At 73.0% G+C, this 21,599-nt stretch carries 22 protein-coding genes and 1 tRNA gene; 10 read left to right on the plus strand and 13 right to left on the minus strand.

Annotated features, from left to right (window positions below; genetic code table 11):
- The 4 genes from IEX22_RS00630 to IEX22_RS00645 are packed head-to-tail and all read left to right on the plus strand — an operon-like array spanning position 1 to position 2,789.
- Entirely contained in the window at positions 1-258 is a 258-nt protein-coding gene (locus IEX22_RS00630) for a MoaD/ThiS family protein (protein WP_188664761.1), read from the plus strand.
- A gap of 13 nt (positions 259-271) precedes the next feature.
- Positions 272-1,027, plus strand: a complete 756-nt coding sequence (mobA, locus tag IEX22_RS00635) for a molybdenum cofactor guanylyltransferase (protein ID WP_188664763.1) — start codon at positions 272-274, stop codon at positions 1,025-1,027.
- A complete protein-coding gene (locus tag IEX22_RS00640; protein ID WP_188664765.1) occupies positions 1,024-1,422 on the plus strand; it encodes a DUF6457 domain-containing protein in 399 nt (132 codons plus the stop codon). Before mobA ends, IEX22_RS00640 begins: the two co-directional genes overlap by 4 nt.
- A complete protein-coding gene (locus IEX22_RS00645) occupies positions 1,419-2,789 on the plus strand; it encodes a molybdopterin molybdotransferase MoeA (RefSeq protein WP_188664766.1) in 1,371 nt (456 codons plus the stop codon). The genes IEX22_RS00640 and IEX22_RS00645 overlap by 4 nt, the downstream gene beginning before the upstream one ends.
- Positions 2,790-3,009: 220 nt before the next feature.
- Here IEX22_RS00645 and IEX22_RS00650 read toward each other — a convergent pair whose 3' ends face one another.
- From IEX22_RS00650 to IEX22_RS00670, 5 genes are all read right to left on the minus strand, one after another.
- Entirely contained in the window at positions 3,010-3,522 is a 513-nt protein-coding gene (locus IEX22_RS00650; protein WP_229659664.1) for a metallophosphoesterase family protein, read from the minus strand.
- Positions 3,519-4,085 (minus strand): NUDIX hydrolase, encoded by a 567-nt coding sequence (locus tag IEX22_RS00655; RefSeq protein WP_229659665.1) that lies wholly within the window; start codon positions 4,083-4,085, stop codon positions 3,519-3,521. Before IEX22_RS00655 ends, IEX22_RS00650 begins: the two co-directional genes overlap by 4 nt.
- A gap of 87 nt (positions 4,086-4,172) precedes the next feature.
- Entirely contained in the window at positions 4,173-4,724 is a 552-nt protein-coding gene (locus IEX22_RS00660) for a DUF456 domain-containing protein (RefSeq protein WP_229659666.1), read from the minus strand.
- 38 nt (positions 4,725-4,762) lie between these two features.
- Entirely contained in the window at positions 4,763-5,836 is a 1,074-nt protein-coding gene (locus IEX22_RS00665; protein ID WP_188666038.1) for a threonine aldolase family protein, read from the minus strand.
- A 126-nt stretch (positions 5,837-5,962) separates the two neighbouring features.
- Positions 5,963-6,781, minus strand: a complete 819-nt coding sequence (locus IEX22_RS00670) for a CPBP family intramembrane glutamic endopeptidase (RefSeq protein ID WP_188664768.1) — start codon at positions 6,779-6,781, stop codon at positions 5,963-5,965.
- Positions 6,782-6,869: 88 nt separating this feature from the next.
- On the opposite strand from IEX22_RS00670, the gene IEX22_RS00675 reads away from it, so the two are divergent.
- Together IEX22_RS00675 and IEX22_RS00680 are read left to right on the plus strand one after the other, a co-directional pair.
- Complete coding sequence (locus IEX22_RS00675) at positions 6,870-8,387, plus strand: hypothetical protein (protein WP_188664770.1); 1,518 nt, start codon at positions 6,870-6,872, stop codon at positions 8,385-8,387.
- A gap of 130 nt (positions 8,388-8,517) precedes the next feature.
- Positions 8,518-9,618 carry an NADH:flavin oxidoreductase/NADH oxidase gene (locus IEX22_RS00680; protein ID WP_188664773.1) on the plus strand — a complete coding sequence of 367 codons (1,101 nt, stop codon included), beginning with the start codon at positions 8,518-8,520 and terminating at the stop codon, positions 9,616-9,618.
- A 111-nt stretch (positions 9,619-9,729) separates the two neighbouring features.
- Here the strand turns inward: IEX22_RS00680 and IEX22_RS00685 are convergent, their stop codons facing one another.
- Complete coding sequence (locus tag IEX22_RS00685; RefSeq protein ID WP_188664776.1) at positions 9,730-10,590, minus strand: ABC transporter permease; 861 nt, start codon at positions 10,588-10,590, stop codon at positions 9,730-9,732.
- Complete coding sequence (locus IEX22_RS00690; protein WP_188664789.1) at positions 10,590-11,804, minus strand: ATP-binding cassette domain-containing protein; 1,215 nt, start codon at positions 11,802-11,804, stop codon at positions 10,590-10,592. Before IEX22_RS00690 ends, IEX22_RS00685 begins: the two co-directional genes overlap by 1 nt.
- A gap of 137 nt (positions 11,805-11,941) precedes the next feature.
- On the opposite strand from IEX22_RS00690, the gene IEX22_RS00695 reads away from it, so the two are divergent.
- On the plus strand, positions 11,942-12,313 hold the full coding sequence (locus IEX22_RS00695; RefSeq protein ID WP_188664792.1) for a hypothetical protein: 372 nt from the start codon (positions 11,942-11,944) through the stop codon (positions 12,311-12,313).
- A gap of 12 nt (positions 12,314-12,325) precedes the next feature.
- Here IEX22_RS00695 and ku read toward each other — a convergent pair whose 3' ends face one another.
- Positions 12,326-13,198, minus strand: coding sequence for a non-homologous end joining protein Ku (ku, locus tag IEX22_RS00700; protein ID WP_188664803.1), 873 nt, complete (start codon positions 13,196-13,198; stop codon positions 12,326-12,328).
- Between the two features lie 94 nt (positions 13,199-13,292).
- On the opposite strand from ku, the gene IEX22_RS00705 reads away from it, so the two are divergent.
- On the plus strand, positions 13,293-15,797 hold the full coding sequence (locus IEX22_RS00705) for an ATP-dependent DNA ligase (RefSeq protein WP_188664820.1): 2,505 nt from the start codon (positions 13,293-13,295) through the stop codon (positions 15,795-15,797).
- A 30-nt stretch (positions 15,798-15,827) separates the two neighbouring features.
- Here IEX22_RS00705 and IEX22_RS00710 read toward each other — a convergent pair whose 3' ends face one another.
- The 4 genes from IEX22_RS00710 to IEX22_RS00725 are packed head-to-tail and all read right to left on the minus strand — an operon-like array spanning position 15,828 to position 19,379.
- Complete coding sequence (locus IEX22_RS00710) at positions 15,828-16,460, minus strand: phosphatase PAP2 family protein (protein ID WP_188664835.1); 633 nt, start codon at positions 16,458-16,460, stop codon at positions 15,828-15,830.
- A gap of 2 nt (positions 16,461-16,462) precedes the next feature.
- Entirely contained in the window at positions 16,463-17,800 is a 1,338-nt protein-coding gene (locus tag IEX22_RS00715; protein WP_229659667.1) for an AI-2E family transporter, read from the minus strand.
- Positions 17,797-18,516: an SOS response-associated peptidase gene (locus IEX22_RS00720; protein ID WP_188664838.1), complete on the minus strand. Its 720-nt coding sequence runs from the start codon at positions 18,514-18,516 to the stop codon at positions 17,797-17,799. The genes IEX22_RS00715 and IEX22_RS00720 overlap by 4 nt, the downstream gene beginning before the upstream one ends.
- A gap of 41 nt (positions 18,517-18,557) precedes the next feature.
- A complete protein-coding gene (locus IEX22_RS00725; RefSeq protein WP_188664841.1) occupies positions 18,558-19,379 on the minus strand; it encodes a VOC family protein in 822 nt (273 codons plus the stop codon).
- Between the two features lie 215 nt (positions 19,380-19,594).
- Between IEX22_RS00725 and IEX22_RS00730 the strand changes: the two genes are divergently transcribed.
- Positions 19,595-20,338: an MBL fold metallo-hydrolase gene (locus IEX22_RS00730; RefSeq protein WP_188664844.1), complete on the plus strand. Its 744-nt coding sequence runs from the start codon at positions 19,595-19,597 to the stop codon at positions 20,336-20,338.
- 153 nt (positions 20,339-20,491) lie between these two features.
- Here IEX22_RS00730 and IEX22_RS00735 read toward each other — a convergent pair.
- Positions 20,492-20,578: transfer RNA gene (locus tag IEX22_RS00735), tRNA-Leu, on the minus strand.
- A 249-nt stretch (positions 20,579-20,827) separates the two neighbouring features.
- Here IEX22_RS00735 and IEX22_RS00740 point away from each other — a divergent pair.
- Positions 20,828-21,598 carry an FHA domain-containing protein gene (locus IEX22_RS00740; RefSeq protein WP_188664847.1) on the plus strand — a complete coding sequence of 257 codons (771 nt, stop codon included), beginning with the start codon at positions 20,828-20,830 and terminating at the stop codon, positions 21,596-21,598.
- The last annotated feature ends 1 nt before the right edge of the window (position 21,599 follow it).

The following is a 21,599-nucleotide window of genomic DNA, read 5'->3' on the forward strand; positions in this document are numbered from 1 at the left end:
GTGAAGGTCAACTACTACGCGGCGGCGGCGGCCGCGGCCGGGACGACGGCGGAGACCGTCGACGCCGACGGCCTGACGCTGGGTGCCCTCAAGGCGCAACTCACGGCGGCGCATCCGCCGCTGCCGGGTCAGCCACGGCTCGAGGACGTGCTCGCGCGCTCCTCGTTCCTGCTCGACGGGATGGCGGGCCGCGACGACGCGCGAACGCTCGACGGGGTGAGCGCCCTCGACGTGCTGCCGCCCTTCGCCGGGGGATAGGCGGCGGATCGAGATGGACACCGTCCCCGGCCCCGGGCCGTACGGCCCGCCCGACGGCATCGAGTTGGACGCGATCGTCCTCGCCGGTGGTCGCGGCTCCCGGCTCGGCGGCATCGACAAGGCCGCTCTGACCCTGGACGGGAAACCGCTGCTGGACCGGGCGCTGGACGCCGTCGACGGGGTGGCGGGCACCGTGGTGGTCGTGGGTCCGGAACGGGTGCTGGCCTCCGGGGAGGACGCCGCGCGGATCACGGCGTCGCGCAGCGGAACAGACCCGGCCGGGGCAGCGCGGTTGAGAACCGCCCGGGAGGATCCGCCGTACGGGGGCCCGGCGGCCGCCACCGCCGCGGGCCTGGCGGCGCTCGACCCGGACCGGGACGGGGACGCCTGGGTGCTGCTGCTCTCCTGCGACCTCGTGCACCCGGCCGCGGCCGTCGCCGCGCTGGTGCCCGCCGTCCGGACCGCGGCCCGGGAAGCCGGCACCGCCGTGGACGCCGTCGTCGGCGTCGACCCGGACGGTCGCCGCCAGCCGCTGACCGCGGTGTATCGCCGTCGCGCGCTGGTGGCCGCCGTGGCCGAGCTGGTGGACTCGGGCGGCGGATCCACGGGCGCGTCGATGCGGGCACTGATCGCGCCCTTGACGTGCGTCGATGTGCTGCTGACCCGGGCGGAGAGCGCGGACGTGGATACCGTGGAGGATGCGCTCCGGACCGGAGTGCGCCTGCCGGACGACCCGACCCGGCCGCCCCGACCCGAGGAGGACGCATGAGCGAGCGCGAGAAGGACGAGATCCTGCAGGACTGGGTCACGCGCCTGGCCGAGCAGCTGGGCGTCCCGCTGGACCAGGTGCCCGTCGACGACATCCTCGCCCTCGCCGGCGTCGCCGCGCACCGGGTGATCCGCCCCGCCGCCCCGCTGACCACGTACATCGTGGGCTTCGCCGCCGGTCTGGCCGCGGCGGGTGGCCGGACGGACCGGCCGGGACCGGTGATGGGCGTGTACGACGACGCCGCGCGCCGGCTGGCGGAGAAGGTCGCGAGCGAGCGGGACGCCGCGGGGGGATCCACGGAGCGCGCGGGGGCGGACGGAGGCTCGACTGGGACGTCCGATGCTCCGGTCCAGCGGGGCACGGACGGCGGGGTCACGGGCGAGCCCGCTCCGTGAGCGGCACCTCCCGGCCACCCGAATCGCCGACCCGCGCCTCTCCGCGCCCGTCGGCCCCGCCCGCTCCCTCCTGGCAGGCCGCCCGGGCGCTCGCGTACGCCGCCGCCCCGCTGCTGCCCGCCCGGACGGTGCCGCTCGCCGCGGCGCTGGGCCGCCCGCTCGTCACCGACCTCACCGCACCGGTCGACCTGCCCCACTACGCCTCCTCGGCGATGGACGGCTGGGCCGTCGCCGGCGCCGGACCGTGGCGGCTGCAGACGACGACGGCGCCCTCCCACGGCGTCACCGCGCCCCTGATCGCGGGGGACGCCGTGCCGATCCTCACCGGCGGGGCGGTGCCCGAGGGCGCCACCGCGGTGCTGCGCAGCGAGCACGGCCGCGTCGAGCCGGTGGCGGCACGCGACGACGCGGATCCCCCCGAGACGCCCGGCGCGACGCTCATCGACGTCGGCCCGGTACCCGTGCCCCCGGACGCCCACATCCGGCTGTCCGGCGAGGAGGCCCTGGCCGGCGACGTGCTGATCCGCGCCGGTGAGATGCTGACGCCGGCGCACCTGGCCCTCGCCGCCGTCGCCGGTGCCGACACCCTCACCGTCCGACCCACCCCGGCCGTCACCGCCCTGCTGACGGGGGACGAGGTGATCACCGCCGGCATCCCGGCGCCCGGACAGGTCCGCGACGCCTTCGGGCCCGTCCTGCCCGGCGTCCTCGAGCTGCTCGGTGGTCGTGCCACCGCCGTGCACCGGCTGCCCGACGACCGTGCCGCCGTGACGACGGCGCTGGCCGGGGCCGCGGCCGACGTCGTCGTCACCACCGGTGGCACCGGCCGCTCGACCGCCGACCACGTCCGCGCCGGCCTGCTCGACCTCGGCGCCGAGCTGATCATCGACGGCATCGACGTCCGGCCGGGCCACCCTGCCGTCCTCGCCCGGCTCCCGGACGGACCGCTCGTCGTCGCCCTGCCGGGCAACCCCCTTGCCGCCATGCTCACGCTGCTCACGCTCGCCGAACCGGTGCTCGCCGGGCTGCTCGGCCGGCCGCGGCCCGGATCGGTGCTCGCGCGCAGTACCGTCGACCTGCCGCCGGGGCGCACCACGCGACTGGTCCCGGCCCGCCGGGAAGCCGGCACCGACGGCGTCGTCCCGTGCGGCCACACCGGCGCCGGGATGCTGCGGGGACTCGCGGAGGCGGACGTCGTCCTCGTCGTCCCTGCCCGCGGGCTGATCGCGTGGCGGGAGGCGGAGGCCGTCGCGCTGCCGTGGCAGCGGCGGCACGTCGACGGCGAATTGCCGGGTGCCGCCCCGGAGACGTGGGGCAGCGACGGCACGGCGGCGGCGGTCGAGCGGATCGAGGGTCCGCGGATCTGAGACCGGCCGGCGGCGCACCGGAGCAACGGCTACACCGAGTGTGACGCATGGGGCCGCTGAGGCGTCGCTGTCGCCACACCCGTCCCAGGAGTCACACTCGGTGTAGCCATCGGACCGTCGAGCATCCTGAGAGAGCGCCGACAGACCGCAGCTCTGAGCCGTAGCGGCGTACCGGAGCACGAACGCGCCCACCGCCACGCCGTCGGCACAGGCACCCGTGTCAGCGCGGCGGCAGGGGAATGATCTCGTGCCGCACCAGGCGGCCGTCCTCGATGTCCAGCTGCCCGAACGTCGCCCGCGGCTGCCGGCGCTTGTCCGTCGGGGAGCCCGGGTTGAACAGGGGGACCGCGCCGTCGGGCTCGTCCAGCGGGATGTGGGAGTGCCCGAAGACGACTAGGTCGGCGTCGGCGAACCGGCGGCGCATCCGCCGGTCCCGGCCCTGCTTCGGGCCGGCGTCGTGGATCATCGCCACCCGCAGCCCGGCGAGATCGAGGTCGAGGGTCTCCGGCACGCCGGTCCCCCAGGCCGCCACGTCGTCGCCGTCGTTGTTGCCGCGCACGACGTGCAGCGGGGCGTGGGTGGCGAGCTCGTCCAGCACCGTCGGCGCGCACACGTCGCCGGCGTGCAGGATCAGGTCGGCACCGGCCAGCGGCGCACGCAACCCCGCGGGGATGCCCATCCAGAACCGCGGGGCGTGGGTGTCGGAGAGGACGAGGACCCGCAGGCGCGTCATCGGGTCCGCTCCACGCTGCCGGTGTGGACGTCGAACCGGCCGCGCCGGTGATCGTCGATCCAGTCCTGCAGGACGCGGCGCACGCTGTGGAAGGCGAGCCGGTCCCAGGGGATCTCGTCCAACCCGACCAGCGCGTTCTCGATGGTCTCCGGACCGGGCGCGAGATCGAGGTCGAGCAGTCGCGCCCGGTAGAACAGGTGGACCTGGCGCACCCGCACCGCGTCGAGGACGGCGAACAGCCCCTCGAGCTCGATCCGCGCGCCGGCCTCCTCCCGGGTCTCCCGTGCCGCGCCCTCGGCCGCCGTCTCCCCCACCTCCATGAACCCCGCCGGCAGCGTCCAGTAGCCCCGGCGCGGCTCGATCGCCCGCCGGCAGAGCAGGATCCGGGGCTGCCCGTCCTCGCCCGTCCACACGGGCACCGTGCCGACGACGTTGAGGGGATTGACGTAGTCGACGTACCCGCAGTGGGGACACACGGCGCGGGACCGGTCCTCCAGCGGCGGGATGCGCTGCTCGACGGCGTGGCCGCAGCGGCGGCAGAAGTGGATCTCGGGGACGGCCATGCCCCAGCGTCTCATCCGTACGGCCATCCGCGGAGGCCCGACGACGTCACCCGGCGGCGGCTCCGTCCGGTGACGGCGCCGCCGGGCTCAGCGGGAGGCGATCTGCACCCAGACACCGATCGCGAACGTGCTGACGGCGAGGCACCCGCAGCCGAACTCGACGAGGATGCCCAGGCCCGTGGCCTTGACCGCGGTCCAGCTCGTGCTCAGCGCGGCCCGCAGATCGCGTTGCCGGGCCAGCTCGCTCAGCAGCAGGCCGGCGACGAAGCCGACCAGCAGGCCGACCACCGGGATGAGGAACGCGCCGACGACGGCGGCGACGAGCCCGATGACGATCGACCGGTTGGGGATCTGCCGCGCCTTCAAGCGTCTGCCGGTGAGCACCCAGCCGGCCGACATGCCCGCCGCGGCGAGCACGGTGCCGACGGCGAAGACCACCCAGCCCGTCGTCGAGCCCATGCCGATCGCCCAGACCAGCAGGCCGACGACGATCAGCACGCTGCCCGGCAGGACGGGGACGACGATGCCGAGCAGACCCACGAGCAGGGCGAGCGCCGCGATCACCGTCACGACCACCTGTCCCGAGGTCATCGGCGGAGCCGCGGCGGCGAGGTCCGCGGGCAGCAGAACGGGCGTCATGGCCGCATCGTCTCACGACCGCGCCCGTCGCCGGCGTCCTACCGGGCCAGTTCCTCGGCGAGCGCGGCGACGAACGCGTCGACGTCGGCCTCGGTGGTGTCCCAGGAGCACATCCAGCGCACCTCGCCGGTGTGCTCGTCCCAGTCGTAGAACCGGAACCGGGCGCGCAACCGCTCGGCGACGTCGCGGTCCAGCACGGCGAACACGGCGTTGGCCTGCGTCGGCTGGGTGAGCCGTACGCCGTCCAGCGGCTCGACCCCGGCCCGGAGCCGCCTCGCCATGGCGTTGGCGTGCCGGGCGGAGGTCAGCCAGAGGTCGCCCTCGTAGAGGGCGACGAGCTGGGCGGAGATGTACCGCATCTTGGACGCCAGCTGCATGTCCATCTTGCGCAGGTACGGCAGGGCGGTGGCCAGCTCCGGGTCGAACACGACGACGGCCTCGCCGAACATCAGGCCGTTCTTCGTGCCGCCGAACGAGATGGCGTCCACCCCGGCGTCCCGGGTGAAGGCCCCCAGTCCCTCGCCGAGGGTGGCGGCCGCGTTGGCCAGTCGTGCCCCGTCCAGGTGCAGCTTCATACCACGCTCGTGCACGTGGTCCGCGATCGCGCGGATCTCGTCCCCCGTGTAGCAGGTGCCCATCTCGGTGGTCTGCGTGATGGACACGGCCAGCGGCTGCGCCCGGTGCTCGTCGCCCCAGCCCCACGCCTGGCGGTCGATCAGCTCGGGGGTGAGCTTGCCGTCCGGCGTCGGCACGGTCAGCAGCTTCAGCCCGCCGACCCGCTCGGGCGCGGCGTTCTCGTCCACGTTGATGTGGGCCGTCTCGGCGCAGACGACGGCGCCCCAACGCGGCAGGAGGGACTGCAGGGAGACCACATTGGCGCCCGTGCCGTTGAACACGGGGAAGGCGAACGTCGGGGTGCCGAAGTGCCTGCCGAGCACCTCCTGCAGCCGCTCGGTGTACTCGTCCTCGCCGTAGGAGATCTGGTGGCCGGCGTTGGCGCCGACGACGGCGTCGAGCACCTCGGGGTGCACGCCGGCGTAGTTGTCGGAGGCGAAGGTGCGCGCGTGGCCCGGCGGCAGGTCGCTGCCGGGCGCCTGCTCGCTGGTGGACAGGGGGGCGAAGGCGGCCTCGGAGTGCTCGCTCGCCTCGGAACCGTGGGCGACGCGCGGGAGATCAGTCACCCGACTACTGTGACCGATACCGCACGGATCGCCCAATCGCGCCCCGGCTGCGCACGGTCAGGACCAGAAGATCGGCAACGCCTCGGGGTGGCGCGCATGCACGATCGCGAGGAACACGACGACGTCGAACAGCAGGTGCACGCACAGCACGTAGAGCAGCGACCTGGTGCGCATGAACAGGTACCCCTGCAGCAGCGCGAACGGGATGGTCAGGGCCGGGCCCCACGCCTGGTAGCCGAGCTCCCAGAGGAAGCTGACGAAGACGACCGTCGTCAGCACGTTGGCGGGCCAGAACGAGAAGTGCCGGGCCAGCAGCGCGAACACGGTGCAGATGAAGAAGAACTCGTCCCACGAGCCCATGTAGGTCACGCCGACGAGGAACCGGGCGACCTCGGTGCCGTCGGCCAGCGGCGGCCAGTTCAGGTAGGCGCCGCTGCGCACGAAGTACAGCGGCAGCACCACCCACCCGATCGCGGGGACGGCGACGAGGTAGGCGATCATCCCCCGCGTCCACCGCTCGCCCGAGAGCCACCGGAACCGGATGGCGTGATCGCCGTACCCGAACCGGGAGAGCAGGTAGGGGATCGCGACGGCCAGGGTGAGCACCGTGCCCAGCAGCACGATGTTGACCCAGCCGACGTCGGCCCGCACGGAGACCGTCGAGACGATCACCAGTCCGACGGCGATCAGCAGCAGGTCCCGCAGCAGCACCCGGTCCAGCCCGACGCAGACCGCGAGGCCGGCCGCCATCGTCAGGTAGCCCACGGGCCGCCAGTCGAACGCGAACAGGAACAGTCCGGAAAGGCAGACCAGCACCGCCGGCACCAGCGCCGGGGTCCACCCGGGCCGGCGCGGCCCTGCTCCGGTCACCTCCATGGACGCCATTCTGCCCGGGCCGGGCGCGGCTAGGATGAGGCGCAGGTCTCGATCGGTGCCGCGCACCACTGCCCTGGGGAAGTCACTCGTGAAGCACACGCTCGCGGCGCGCGCCGCCACCTCCGCCCTCCGGACCGCCGTCGCCGCGCTCGTCGCCGGGTGCCTGCTGACCGTCGGCCTGGCGGCCGACGTCGTCACGGCGCCCCACGCGTCCGCCACCGGGCCCGCGGATCCCTGCGTGGCGTTGAACGCCAACGCCGTCCGGTTCAACGTGCACGGCGCCCCGCGGGTCACGTTCGCGGTGGCCGCCGGCCGGAACAGCTCGTACGTCACCATCACCCACTGCGCCCGCACGGCATCGGGCTACGTCAGGCAGTGGGGCACGGACGGGTGGGCCGGCGCCAACGGCTTCTCCGCCCCCAACGCCGCCTGGGAGAACACCTTCCGCTCCCCGACCGGCTCCTTCACCATGACGGAGGCGCTCGGCCGGGCGAATCCCGGCACCCGGCTGGCGTACCACACGGTCAAGCCGGCCAGCCGGTGGGGCGGCGAGCGCGGCGCCACCTACAACCAGTACTTCGAGGGCGCCGGCGGCGAGTCCGACGAGAACCTTCACACCCTCATGAACGAGGGTTACTACGAGCAGGCGGCGGTGATCAACTGGAACCGCCGGCCCGACATGGACACCCGGCAGGGCGCCTCGTTCGCCATCTTCTTCCACGCCGGCTGGACGAAGTCGGCCGGCTGCATCTCGACGCACCTCTGGGCCGTCACCCGCCTGCTGCAGGGGGCGACGCCGGGCGACCGCATCGTCATGGGCGCCGCCTCGGACCTGTTCACCACCGCGACGGCGGGAGACGGGGCGGCGCGGTATCTGGTGCCGACGACGACGGACGCCATCCGCAGCGCCGGTGACGTGCTCGCCGTCGACGCCGGCGGCGTGCTGTGGAACTACCCGGCGCACGGCAACACCACCCTCGCCGTGCGGCGGTCCCTGGGCGCGGGGTGGGGAACGGCCCGGTCCCTGCACGTCGTGGACTGGGACGGCGACGGGCGGTTCGACGTCGTCGCCCTCTTCCGCAGCGGCGTGCTCACCGTCTACCCGGGCACCGCGGGGGGCTCCCTCGGCCCGGCCCGGGTGCTGGCCCGGAACTGGGCCGGCCGGACCGTCGTCGCCGGCTGGTGGGGCAGCGGACGCGCCGTGCTGGCGCGCGACGACGCCTCCGGCGTGCTCACCGAGTACCGTCGGGCGGCCGGCGACGGGCTCGCGGCCGGACGCCGGATCGGTGGCGGCTGGCAGGGGCTGCGGCTGACGCTGGTGGACTGGGACGGCGACGGGTATGGCGACGTCCTCGCCACACGCCCCAACGGGGAGCTCGCGCTGTACCGGGGCGCGGCGACCGGGACCTTCCGCGCCGAGGCGCGACCGGTCCTCGGCGCCGGGTGGCGGTCCGTCACGGCGGTGACGCCCTTGTACGCGTTCGGCGGCACGGGCTCCCGCGGCATCACCGGGCGGTGGGCGGACGGGACGCTGCACTACTACCCGTCGACCGGTGGCCGGGTCGTCATCGGCGGCGGCTGGTCGCCGTACCACCTGGCGGGCTGACCCCGGTCGCCCTCACCCGGCCGCCGGCCGGGCGACGGCCGAGGCGTGAACGCCGTCACGTGCGGAATGCGCACCGGTGGCGACGTCGTTGGCATCACCAGCAGCCCTGTCGTCCCGAACCGGAGGTACCGTGACCGTCCCCGCCCTCTTCGAACCCCTGACCCTGCGCGATCTGACCGTGGCCCACCGCGGGTGGGTCGCCCCGATGTGCCAGTACTCGTGCGACCCCGTCGAGGCTCCCGGTGTGCCCACCGACTGGCATCTGGTGCACCTGGGCGGATTCGCCGTCGGCGGCGCCGCGATGATCATCACCGAGGCCACCGCGGTCAACCCCGAGGGCCGGATCTCCCCGCAGGACACGGGCATCTGGAACGACGAGCAGGCCGCCGCGTGGCGCCGTATCGTCGAGTTCGTCCACAGCCACGGCATCGACGCGAAGATCGGCGTCCAGCTCGCCCACGCGGGCCGGAAGGCCTCGACCTATCCGCCGTTCGCCGACCGGCACGGTTCCGTGCCGGTGTCCGAGCACGGCTGGGCGACCCTGGCCCCGACCGACGCCGCGTTCGACGGCTACGCCGCGCCGAGCGCGATGACCGAGGACCAGATTCTCGCGGTCGTCGACGACTTCGCCGCCGCCGCGGCCCGGGCGGTCGACGCCGGCTTCGACACCGTCGAGTTGCACGCGGCCCACGGGTACCTGCTGCACGAGTTCCTCAGCCCCCTGGTCAACGACCGCGCCGACGGGTGGGGCGGCAACGACGAGGGCCGGATGCGGCTGCCGCTGGCGGTGATCGACGCCGTCCGTGCCACGCTGCCCGACGGGATGCCGCTGCTGATGCGCATCTCGGCGAGCGACTGGGAGGACATCGAGGCCGACCTGACGTTCTCGTCCCGGTTCGTCTCCCTGGCTCACGAGCACGGTGTCGACCTCGTGGACGTCAGCTCCGCCGGGAATCTGGCCGCCCCGAAGGTGCGCGGCGGCGCGGGGTACCAGACCGGCTTCGCCGAGCGGATCCGGCGGGACACCAAGGTGCCCACCTCGACCGTCGGCATGATCACCGACCCCGTGCAGGCCGAGCACATCCTGCTCTCCGGGCAGGCGGACGTCGTCACGATCGCGCGGGCGGCGCTGGCCGACCCCCGTTGGTGGCTGCGCGCCGCCCACCGGCTCGGCCACGACCTGACCTGGGTGCCGCAGTACCAGCGGGTCAGCCCGTCCCGCGTCTACTGACCCGCAGGCTCCCTCCCTCGCCGACTGGTCACTACCTGACGGTTTCCCGCCGCACTCCGTCGCGGAACCGTCATCGAGTGACCAGTCAGCGGGGTGGCGCGAGCGGGGAGGTCAGCGGGAGCTGATCCGCTGGAACTTCCGCACGCAGAGCGGGACGAACACGGCGAGCAGCACGACGGCGCCGATCAGCACGGTCGGCACCGGGTGCTGCATCGGCCACGCGTCCGGCACCGGCGCCGAGCCGAGATTGCCGAACAGCTCCCGGGCCGCCTGCACGAGCGCCGACACCGGGTTCCAGTTCGCGATGAACTCGAGCGGGCCGGGCAGCGTCTGGGACTGGACGAACGCGTTGGAGATGAACGTCAGCGGGAACAGGATCATGAACGAGGCGTTGTTGATCGCCTCCGGGGACCGGACGGACATGCCGATCAGTGCCATCACCCAGCTGAACGCGTAGCCGAACAACAGCAACAGCGCCACGCCGCCGAGGAACGACCACACCGACGTCGTGAACCGCCAGCCGACGAGGAAGCCGGTGCCGATCATGATCACCATCGAGATGGCGTTGAGCACGAGGTCGCCGTTGGTCCGTCCGATCAGCACGGCCGCGGGGCTCATCGGCAGCGTGCGGAACCGGTCGATGATGCCCTCCTTGAGGTCCTGCGCCATGGCGGACCCGGAGAACGTCGCGCCGAACACGATGGTCTGCCCGAAGATGCCGGCCATCAGGAACTGCGTGTAGTCGGTGCCCTGTACGCGGATCGAGCCGCCGTACACCTGGCTGAACAGCAGCACGAACATGATCGGCTGCAGCACCGCGAAGATCAGCATGTCCGGGGTGCGCTTGATCTTCAGCAGGTTGCGCCAGGTGACCGTCCACCCGTCGGCGGCCAGGGTCTGCAGGCCGCCGGTGACCGTCGGGGTCAGCGGCGCCGTCGCCGTGGTCGGCGCCGTTCCCGTCACTGCGCTCATCATCGCTCCGCTCCGGCCCGATGCCGGGCCCGTTCCCGAGGACGTTCCCCGTCGGGGGGATCGTCCGTCATGACGCCCCCGGTCTCGGGGTGCGCGTCGGCGCCGTCCGGCGCGGGGCCGGCGATGCCGGTGGTCGCCCCGGCGATCGCCCCTCCGGGTGACCCGGTGTCCGCCGTGTCGCCGTCGGGCGCGCCACCGTCCTCGTGGTCGTCTCGTCGCCCCCGCTTCCGCCGCGCGCCGGCCTGCTCGTCGTCGGCGTCGGACTCCTCGGCCATGTGGCCGGTCAGCTGGAGGAACACGTCGTCCAGGGTGGGGCGGCGGATCCCGGCGTCGTGCACCCGCACCCCCGCCGCGTCGAGGTCGGCGAGCACCCGCTGCAGGGCGACGGGGCCGTGCTCGACGGCGACGTCGACCTGCCGGCCGGAGCCGTCCACCCGCGGCTCCCCCTCGCCGTGGCGGAGCATGATGTCCCGTACCGCGGCCATGTCGGCGGGGTCGACCAGCGTCGCCGCCACCCGGTGGCCGCCGACCTGCGCCTTCAGTTCGTCGGCGGTGCCCTCGGCGATCACCCGGCCGGCGTCGATCACCGAGATCTCATCGGCCAGCTGGTCCGCCTCCTCGAGGTACTGCGTCGTCAGCAGGACGGTGGTGCCGCCGCCGACCAGGTCCCGGATCACGTCCCACAGCCCGAGCCGGCTGCGGGGGTCCAGCCCCGTGGTCGGCTCGTCGAGGAACAGCACCTGCGGGTTGATGACGAGCGCGCCGGCGAGGTCGATGCGCCGCCGCATGCCGCCGGAGAAGCCCTTGACCGGCCGATCCCCGGCCTCGGCCAGCCCGAACACGTCGATGAGCTCCTTCGCCCGGGCGCGCGCCCGCTTCCGGCCGAGGTGGTAGAGCCGGCCGACCATCTCGAGGTTCTCCAGGCCGGTGAGGTTCTCGTCGACGGCGGAGTACTGGCCGGAGACGCCGATGATGCTGCGGATCCGTTGCGGATGCCGGCGGACGTCGATGTCGTTGATGCTCGCCGATCCCGCGTCGGCCTGGATCAGGGTGGTCAGGACCTTCACGACGGTGGTCTTGCCGGCGCCGTTGGGACCGAGCAGGCCGCGCACCGTGCCCGCCTCGACGGTGAGGTCCACCCCGGTCAAGGCGTGCACGGGTCCGGAGCGGGAGGCGTAGGTCTTGGTGATGCCGCGGGTCTGGATCGTGGCCATGACGTCCTCACGATTGTGGCAGGGATCGTCTCATCCTAGGGACGACCACGCCCCGGTGTACAGCGTTCACATCGCCACCGGCGCAGGGCTGCGGACAGCCGCGGTCCGCGGCGCGCGATGTCTGGTTGAGTGGACCCATGCGCACTCGCATCGGCGGCTCCCTGGCCGCGCTCGGCATCCTTGCCGTCACGCTCACCGGCTGCCGGACGAGTTCGTGGACCGAGGACTGCGCCACCGACGGCGAGCTGCGCCGCTGCACGATCTCCGTGTCGGGTACCGCGTTCCACGACCTCCCGTTTCCCGTCTCCGGCCCGGTGCAGGGCGCCGTCGCCGACCGCTTCCGGCTGGAACAGGCGGGGTCCGGTACCGCGCGTTTCTCGGCCGGCGGCACGGACGGCGAGACCCTGACGTGCGAACGCGGTCAGCGGGTCGAGGTGGGCGACAGCCGGATCACCTGCACCGAGGTCGGGGACACCTCGCTGCGGTTCGTCATCGAACGGGACCGGTGACGGCCCGGCCGGTCAGGCGCCCTTCTTCTTCGACGACGTCGCACGGGACCGCGATCCCGACGACGCGGCCGCCTTCTTCTCCGCTCCGCCCCCACCGCGTTTGCGGTCGATGCTCTTCTTCAGCGCCTCCATCAGGTCGACGACGTCGCCGCCCTCGTCGGACTCCTCCTCGTCGGCCTTGCCGAACGTGGTGGCGGTGTCGAACGCGTCGCCCTGCTCGAGCTTCTCGTCGATGAGGTGCTGCAACTCGGCCTGGTAGTCGTCCTCGAACTCCTCCGGGTGGAAGTCCCCGCTGAACTGCTCGACCAGCGCGGCGGACATCTTCAGCTCCTGCGGGGAGATCTTCGCGCGGCTGGAGACGGCGGGGAAGTCGACCTCGCGCACCTCGTCGGCCCACAGCATGCCCTGCAGCACCATCACCTTGCCCCGGGTCCGCAGCGCGCCGAGCCGGGTCTTCTGCCGCAGCGAGAACTTCACGATGGCGGTCTGGTCCGCCTTCTCCAGCGTCTCGCGCAGCAGCAGGTAGGACTTGGGCGACTTGCCCACCGGCTCGAGGAAGTACGGCTTCTCGAACATGATGGGGTCGACCTGGTCGTTCGGCACGAACTGCACGACGTCGATCTCGTTGTGCTCCGCGGCGGGCAGGGACTTGAAGTCCTCGTCCGTGACGATCACGGTGCGGTCGCCGTCGTCGTAGGCCTTGTCGATGTGCTGGTACTCGACCTTCTCCCCGCACACCTCGCAGCGCCGCTCGTACCGGATGCGGCCGCCGTCGGCGTCGTGAACCTGGTGGAACTTCACGTCGTGGTCCTCGGTGGCGCCGTACAGCTTCACCGGCACGTTCACCAGTCCGAACGTGATGGCACCGGTCCAGATGGGTCTCATGGGCATCATTGAAACACCACGGCGTTCACGCCGTACAGGAACGGACGACCGGACGGCGGCAGCGGCGGTCGGCGCGGCACCGGAGGGAGGCAGGATGGCGGCGGCCCAGCAGACGGTCGAGATCGGCGGACGGCGGCTGCGGGTGAGCAACCTGGAGAAGGTGCTCTACCCCGCGACCGGGACCACGAAGGCCGAGGTGCTGCACTACTACGCCCAGGTCGCCCGTGTGCTCATCCCGCAGGCCGCGTGGCGCCCGGTGACCCGTAAACGCTGGGTCAACGGCGTCGGCACCGCGGCCGAGCCCGGCCAGGTGTTCTTCCGCAAGGACCTGGAGGACGCCGCGCCGGAGTGGATCCCGCGCGGGCGGATCGAGCACCGCACCAGCGCCAACGTCTATCCCCTGGCCAACGAACCGGCGGTCCTGGCGTGGTTCGGCCAGCTCGCTGCCCTGGAGATCCACACCCCGCAGTGGCGCTTCGACCCGACGTTCCGGGCCCGGAACCCGGACCGGATGGTGCTGGATCTGGACCCCGGGCCCGGCGCCGGCCTGGCCGAGTGCGCCGAGGTGGCGCGGCTCTGCCGGCAGATCCTGGACGCGATGGCGCTCGACGCGGTGCCCGTGACCTCCGGTTCCAAGGGCATCCACCTCTACGCCGAGCTGGACGGCTCGGTCAGCTCCGAGCAGGTCAGCCAGGTGGCGCACGAACTGGCCCGGGCCCTGGAGGCGGATCACCCCGACCTCGTCGTCAGCGACATGAAGAAGACGCTGCGCGCCGGCAAGGTGCTCGTGGACTGGAGCCAGAACAACGCCAACAAGACCACGGTGTGCCCCTACTCGCTGCGCGGGCGCGAGCACCCGACGGTCGCCGCACCCCGGACCTGGGACGAGCTGGACGACCCCGACCTGGACCACCTGGACCTGGAGGCGGTGCTGGAACGGGTAGCCGACGGGCTGGACCCGATCGCCGCGCAGGGCTGGGTCGGCTCGCTCACCACGGAGAACGTCGGCGCCGATGAGCCCGGCGACGAGGACGCGGGCGCGGACCTGCTCGCCACCTACCGGGCCAAGCGGGACGCGGGGAAGACCCCCGAGCCGGTGCCGCAGAGACCGGCCCGCGGCACCCACGGGCGGCCGTCCGCCGCCTCCGACGCGGACAACCCGCCCACCTTCGTCATCCAGGAGCATCACGCCCGGCGGCTGCACTGGGACTTCCGGCTCGAGCACGCCGGGGTCCTCGTCTCCTGGGCGGTGCCGAAGGGCCCGCCGCTGAGCACCAGCGAGAACCGGCTGGCGGTCCAGACCGAGGACCACCCGCTCGAGTACGGCACCTTCGCGGGCACCATTCCGCAGGGCGAGTACGGCGGCGGCGAGGTCACCATCTGGGACCACGGCACCTATGAGCTCGAGAAGTGGCGCGACGGCAAGGAGGTCATCGCCGTCGTGCACGGGCAGCCCGACGGCGGCCTCGGCGGGGTGCCCCGGCGGTTCGCCTTCATCCACGCGACCGGCATGGGCGGCGACGCGAAGAACTGGCTGCTGCACCTGATGAAGGAGCAGCCCGGCGGAGAGGGACACGCCGACGACGCCGCGACGGACGGGGACACCGAGCCGCCCGCCACCGTGGACGCCGTCGCCCCGATGCTCGCGAGCGCCGGGACGGTCGAGGACCTGCGCGGGGCCGACTGGGCGTTCGAGATGAAGTGGGACGGCGTCCGGGTGATCGCCACGGTGACGACCGACGGCGTGACCCTGGCCGCCCGCCACGGGACCGACATCACCGCCACCTACCCGGAGCTGGCCGAGCTCGCCGACCGGCTCGACCCGGACGTGCTCGCCGCCGGCCCGGTGGTCCTCGACGGCGAGGTGGTCGCCCTCGGCGCCGGCAACCGGCCGGACTTCGGGCGGCTGCAGAACCGGATGGGCCTGACCCGGCCGCGGGACGTCACCGCCGCGATGCGCCGCACCCCCGTGCACGTCATGCTCTTCGACGTGCTGCACCTGGGCGGGCAGAGCCTGCTGCGCACCCCGTACCGGAAGCGTCGGACGCTGCTCGCCGAGGCGGTGCGCGAGGGCGGTCACGTGCACGTGCCGGACGCGTTCGACGGCGACGTCGAGGAGGCGGTCGAGGCGAGCCAGGAGCTGAAACTGGAGGGCGTCGTCGCCAAGAAGATCAGCAGCGTCTACCAGCCGGGACAGCGGGCCCGCACGTGGATCAAGCTGAAGAACCAGACGCACCAGGAGGTCGTCGTGATCGGGTGGCGCGCCGGCAGGGGGGGCCGGACCGGCGGCATCGGCTCGGTGCTGGTCGCGGTGCCGGACGAGGACGGGGTGCTGCGGTACGCGGGCCGGGTCGGCAGCGGCCTGAACGACGAGACCCTGACCCGGATGGCCCGCGACTTCGCCTCGGCGACCCGGACGACCCCGGCCGCGGAGGGGGTCCCCGCCGCCGATGCGAGGGACGCGACGTGGGTGCGCGCGGACCGGGTCGCCGAGGTGAGCTACGGCGAACTGACCCGCGACCACCGGCTGCGTCACCCGGTGTGGCGGGGCTGGCGGCCGGACAAGGACCCGGCCGACGTCGGCTGGGAGAAGCCCTGATGCCCCGGGACGGCGTCGGTTTCGACCGCGTCAGCGCAGCAGCGGCAGCCAGACGAGCGCAACGGCGACGCCGAGAAGACCGCCGACGATCACCTGCCCGCGGGTGTGCACCCGCATCCGCACGCGGGACCACCCCACCACCACGGGCACGGTGAGCATCATCCACCACGGCCCGCCGAGCCACCCGGCCAACGTGACGGCGACCGAGGCGGCGACCGCGGTGTGGGCCGAGATCTTCCACCAGAGGTTGACCAGGAGCACGGCCACGAGTCCGGTGGCGATGCCGCCCATGACGACGAACAGCGCGTGCGGCGCCCGCAGCAGCACGAGCAGCACCATGCCGACGCCGCCGGAGACCAGGGTGCCCACGTACACCGGCGTCCGTTCGGTCCGTTCGGGCACGTAGTGCCCGCTCAGCCGGCCGCGGCGGGCGAGCACGACGATCACCGCCATCGGCGCCACGATGGTGAACCCGATCGCGACCGCCGCGGCGAGCACGGTGCGCCCGCTCACCCCGGAGGCGAGTGCGGCGATCGCCATCAGCAGCGACGCGAGGAACGGCGGGGCGAGCACCTCCGACGCCGCCCGGGCGATCCGGTCCACAGCGGTGTGCGGCGTCGCGGCGACCGGGCCCGAGGCGGCGCGGCCGGGGAGGTCCGGCACGGTCAGTCGGCCGGGCGGGTGGCGTCGGACGGGGACGGGCTGCTCGAGATGAACGCGTTCACCCACCGGGCCCGGGGGTCCGCGTCCACCAGCAGGGCCTTGACCAGCAGGGTCGCCGGAAGGGCGACGAGGGCGCCGATCCAACCCAGTACCCAGTACCAGAACATCAACGAGAGGAACGACATCGCCGGCGTCACGCCGACGGACTGCCCGGTGAACTTGGGCTGGATGATCGACTGGATGACGAAGTTGAGCAGGCTGTACGCGATCACCACGGCGAGCGCGGCCCACCAGCCGCCGTCGAGCAGGGCGAGCAGCGCGGGCGGGACCAGGCCGATCACGAACCCGATGTTGGGGATGTAGTTGGTGAGGAAGGCGAGCACGCCCCACGCCCAGACCAGCGGCACGCCGATCACCGACAGGGCGACGACGTCGAGCACGGCCACGATGAGGCCGAACACCGTGGTGACGAGCCAGTAGCGGCGCACGCCGACGGCGAAGGCCCCCAGCGCCGCGGTGATGTGCGGCCGGTTCCGCGCGACCAGCCCGAGCCGGCCCGGCAGGGACATCGAGTCCAGCGCGAGGAAGAACACGGCGAGGATCAGCGTGGCCACCGCGCCGCTGACGGCGGTGACATTGGAGAGCACCGGCGTCAGCAGGCTCATCACGCTGCCGGCGTTGAAGCCGCTCAGTCCCTGCTGGATCACGGAGGTGCTGATGCCGAGCCCGTCCAGCCAGGCCAGCGCGTCGCGCCAGAGCGCGACGAACTCGGCGTTGTGGCTCGGCAGTTCGACGACGAGTTCGCTGACCGCCCAGCCGGCGAGCAGGAAGAAGCCGAGGATGATGCCGACGACGATGACGAGGGAGACGGTCGCGGCCACGAACCGGTGCACGTGCTGCTCGAGCCAACGCTGCAGCGGGTAGACCACGATCAGCAGGTTCAGGCCGAGAAAGACGGGCGCGACGACGTCCTTCGCCGCCTGCACGAAGAACAGGACGACCATCAGGCCGGCCAGGCCGAGGACCACGGTGAGGAACCGCGGGGTGCGCCGGTGCGGTGCGACGGCGCGGTCGCCGGCAGGGTCGCCGGCAGGGTCGCCGGTTCGATCACCCGCTCCCCCGGTGTGCGGATCGGCCCGCGGGGCCGCCCCCGGCACGGCGGCGGGGCCCACGGCAGCGGGGACGGCGGACGCCGCCGAGTCGGGGGTCGGCCCGGATCCGGTCGCCGGCCGGTCCGCCGGTGTCGCGCCGTGCACCGGCTCGCTCTCCCGGTCGGCGCGGGTGCCGGCATCCGCCGGCGCCGGGTCGGGCCGGGCGCCGGGCTGGTCGCGGTCGCTCATGCGTGGTCCTCCAGCGGTTGGATCAGGGTGGCGTCCACGGGGTCGACGGTGCGGCTGTTGTTGACCTTCCGGTCCACCGGGTAGTGCGTCACGGTCGAGGCCACCCGGGCCGACGTGTCCTCGAGCATCCCCACCAGCTCCGTGGCCGCTCTCCCCTCGACGGGCTCGGGGTCCAGCCACCGCTGCCAGGTGTCCGGCGGGAGGAAGACGGGCATCCGGTCGTGCACCTCACCCGAGGCGTCCGTCGCCTCGCGGGTGATGATGGCGAAGCTGACCGCCCACCGGTCTCCCTCCTTGCGGGCCGCACCGACGGCGGCCGCGGCGAGCAGGCCCGAGGGACCGTCCGGGCCGTACAGGTAGTGGGGCTGCTTGCCGTCGTCCCGCTGCTCCCACTCGAAGTAGCCGCTCATCGGCACGATCGCGCGCGCGCCGGCGAAGGCGCGCTTGAAGAGGCCGTTCGTGGCGACGGTCTCGAGCCGGGCATTGATCGGGGCCCGGCCGCCGGGCTTGCCCCAGGACGGGCTGAAGCCCCAGCTGGCGGGCTCGAGCTCGCGCTTGAACTCGCCGTCTCGGCCCCGGTGCTCCCGCACGATCGGGGCCACCATGGTCGGGGCCAGGCTGAAGGTGGGCCGCCAGTCCTGGGCCCGTCCCCCGTCGGCGACGAAGGCCTGGATCAGGTCGTCGACGTCCTTGTCCATCGCGAAGCGTCCGCACATGCCCCCATTGTGCCGCCCGTCGGGGCGCGGGCCTCGGCCCGCTACCGGGCAGCGGTCTGCTGACCCGCCTGCTCGGCGGTGGACTGGTCGCCCTTCTGCTGCGGGGAGACCAGCTGGAACCGCTCACCGTCGGGACCGGCCGCACTGAGGATCCGGCCGAACTCGAAGTCCGAGGGCTGATCCGTCACCGTGCCGCCCGCCTCGGCGATGGTCCCGACGGCGTCGTCGACGTCGGCCACCATGAAGGCGACGTTCCACGCCGAACCGCCGGCTCCCGCGCCCTCCCCGATGCCGCCGGCGGGCCGCTCGCCGCCGTCCACGGAGAACATGGCGTACCGCATGCCGCCCATGTCCAGGTCCTCGTACGTGAAGCCGAAGACGGCCTGGTAGAAGCGGCGTGCGGCGCCGTCGTCGGTGCTCATCACATCGTTCCAGGCGATCGTCCCCGGCTCGTCGACGGCGTCGAACCCGGTGTGCGAGCCCGACTGCCAGACGCCGAAGGAGGCGCCCGTCGGGTCGACGAACACGGCCATCGACCCCATCTCGGGGATCTGCATCGGCGCGGCGGTGACCTGGCCGCCGTTCGCCGTCACCGCGGCCGCGGTGGCGTCGATGTCGTCGGTGGCGAGGTAGGTGGTCCAGACGGTGGGGGCGCCTCCCATGCCCTCCATCATCGGGCTCAGCCCGGCGACCACCCGGCCGTCGGCCATGGCGTTGCAGTAGCCGCCGAACTCGGCGACCGACTCCGTGTACTCCCAGCCGAGGACGGCGCGGTAGAAGGTCTGGCTGCGGCCCAGGTCGGGCACCATGATGTCGACCCAGCAGGGGGTGCCGGCGGGCCACTTCTCGGGATGTGCGCTCATGGGGAATCAGGCCTTTCTGCGCGATCGGGTCCAGGGAGGGGTGGACACCGCCGCGGCCGGTGCGGCCGCCAATGTGAACGCTGTCCACTTGGTGATGTCCCTCACAGTAGAGGATCGGCGCGACGTCGACAAGAGACTCCTCCGAGCCTTCCGGGCCCACGGATCCGCCGGGTACAGTCGATCAAAAGACAGCATGCTGATGAAGGGAGCGCGACATGTTCCATCCCCACGAGGCCGAGGGCGTGCACCGCGTGGAGCACGCCCGGGTCAACTGCTATCTGATCGAGGACGGTCCCCGGGTGCTGCTGGTCGACGCGGGCCTGCCGGCGATGTGGCCCATGGTCCGGGCGGCGTTGCGGAGCCTGGGCCGTTCCCCGCGTGACATCGAGGCGCTGGCGATCACGCACGGGCACTTCGACCACCTCGGGTTCGCGCTGCGGTTGCAGCAGGACCTCGACGTCCCCGTGTTGATCGATCCGGCCGACGCCTGGATCGCCGCCCACCCCTACCGGTACCGGCACGAGCGCGCCCGTCCCTTCTACCCGATCCGGTACCCGGCCAGCATCCCCGTGCTCGGCCGGATGACCCTGGCCGGCGCCCTGGCGGTCCGGGGCGTGACGAGCATGCGCCCGCTCGACGTCGAGGCGGCCGCCACCCTGCCGGGCGCACCGGTGCCGGTGGCGACGCCCGGACACACGGCGGGACACCTCGCGCTGCACCTGCCCGATCGCGGCGTGGTGATCACGGGGGATGCCCTGGTCACGCTCGACCCCTACACCGGGGCCTCGGGTCCGCAGATCGTCTCCGCCGCGGCGACCGCGGACACCCGGCAGGCCCTCGCCTCCCTGGACGCGATCGCCGCGCTGGACGCCGACATCGCCCTGCCCGGACACGGTGACCCGTTCCGCGGTCGCGTGGCCGACGCGGTCGCCACCGCCCGGCACCGGCCCGTCACGTGAGCCGCCGCAGTTCCACGTCCTGGTGAGTAAGAACACGGTCCCTGATGGACAAGGGGTCCGTCGCCCGCCGCCCACGGCTCCGGGGCGAACCCGACGTCGGCGTGCCCGGACACGACGAAGGCCCCTCCCGAACCCGGGAGGGGCCTTCGTCGCTGGTGCGCGAGGGGGGACTTGAACCCCCACGCCCTTTCGAGCACTGGCACCTGAAGCCAGCGCGTCTGCCAATTCCGCCACTCGCGCCAGTGGCTCCCCTTCCGCTTCGAGCCCGTACGGGACGTTGCGACCGGAGAACAGCAGAAACCAGCATAGCCCAGACCCGCACCGATCGCCTAAACGGCGTCCCTACCGCGGGGCGGGACGCGCCGAGCCCGACCCCCGGTCCGCTCAGCCCACGCCAGTAGTATCGGGAGCGACGCTCTGTACACTGCTGCGAGTCGTGCCCGGGACCGGGTTCGACGACGCCCGCACCCGCCGACAGGAGGACCGCCCATGGGACGGCTCGACGACGTCGAACGACGCCTCGAGAAAATCGTCCGCGGCGTGTTCTCCCGTGGTGGCGGCCGCCAGGTGGAGCCGGTCGAGATCGCCAGCGCGCTGCGCCGCGAGATGGACCACAAGGCGATCGCGCTGACGGAGGGCCGCACCATCACCCCGAACGTCTTCGACGCCCGCCTCTCCGACGCCGACTTCGAGAAGGCGCAGGAGTGGGGCACGCCCCTGGCCGAGGAGCTGTGCGAGGTCGTGATCAAGCACGCGCAGAGCCAGGGGTACGCGCTGCTCGGACCCGTCCGCTTCTCGTTCCGGCACGACCCGGTGCTGCGCACGGGGGTGTTCGAGATCGACTCGAAGACCGAGAAGCAGCAGAACCGGCAGCGGGGCCAGCGGGGCACCGGAACGGGACGGGCCGGGTCGCGCGGCGGCTCCGTCACCGGCGGCCCCTGGCGCGCCGAGGTCGAGCAGAAGCGACCTGTGCTCGAGATCCACGGGCAGCGTTACTCGCTCAACGCGCCCACCATCGTGCTCGGCCGCTCGTCGGAGGCGGACATCCTCGTCGACGACACCGGCGTCTCCCGCAAGCACCTGCAGATCCACACCCAGGACGGTCAGAGCGAGGCCGTCGATCTCGGCTCCACCAACGGCAGCTACGTCAACGGGCAGAAGATCGTCGGCAGCGCCCCCCTCGCGGACGGCTCGGTGATCTCGATGGGCCGCACGAAGATCACGTTCCGGCTGCTGCCGCCGCGGGACGGGGGCCACTGAC

This window comes from Tersicoccus solisilvae (assembly GCF_014643255.1).
Lineage (GTDB): Bacteria > Actinomycetota > Actinomycetes > Actinomycetales > Micrococcaceae > Tersicoccus > Tersicoccus solisilvae.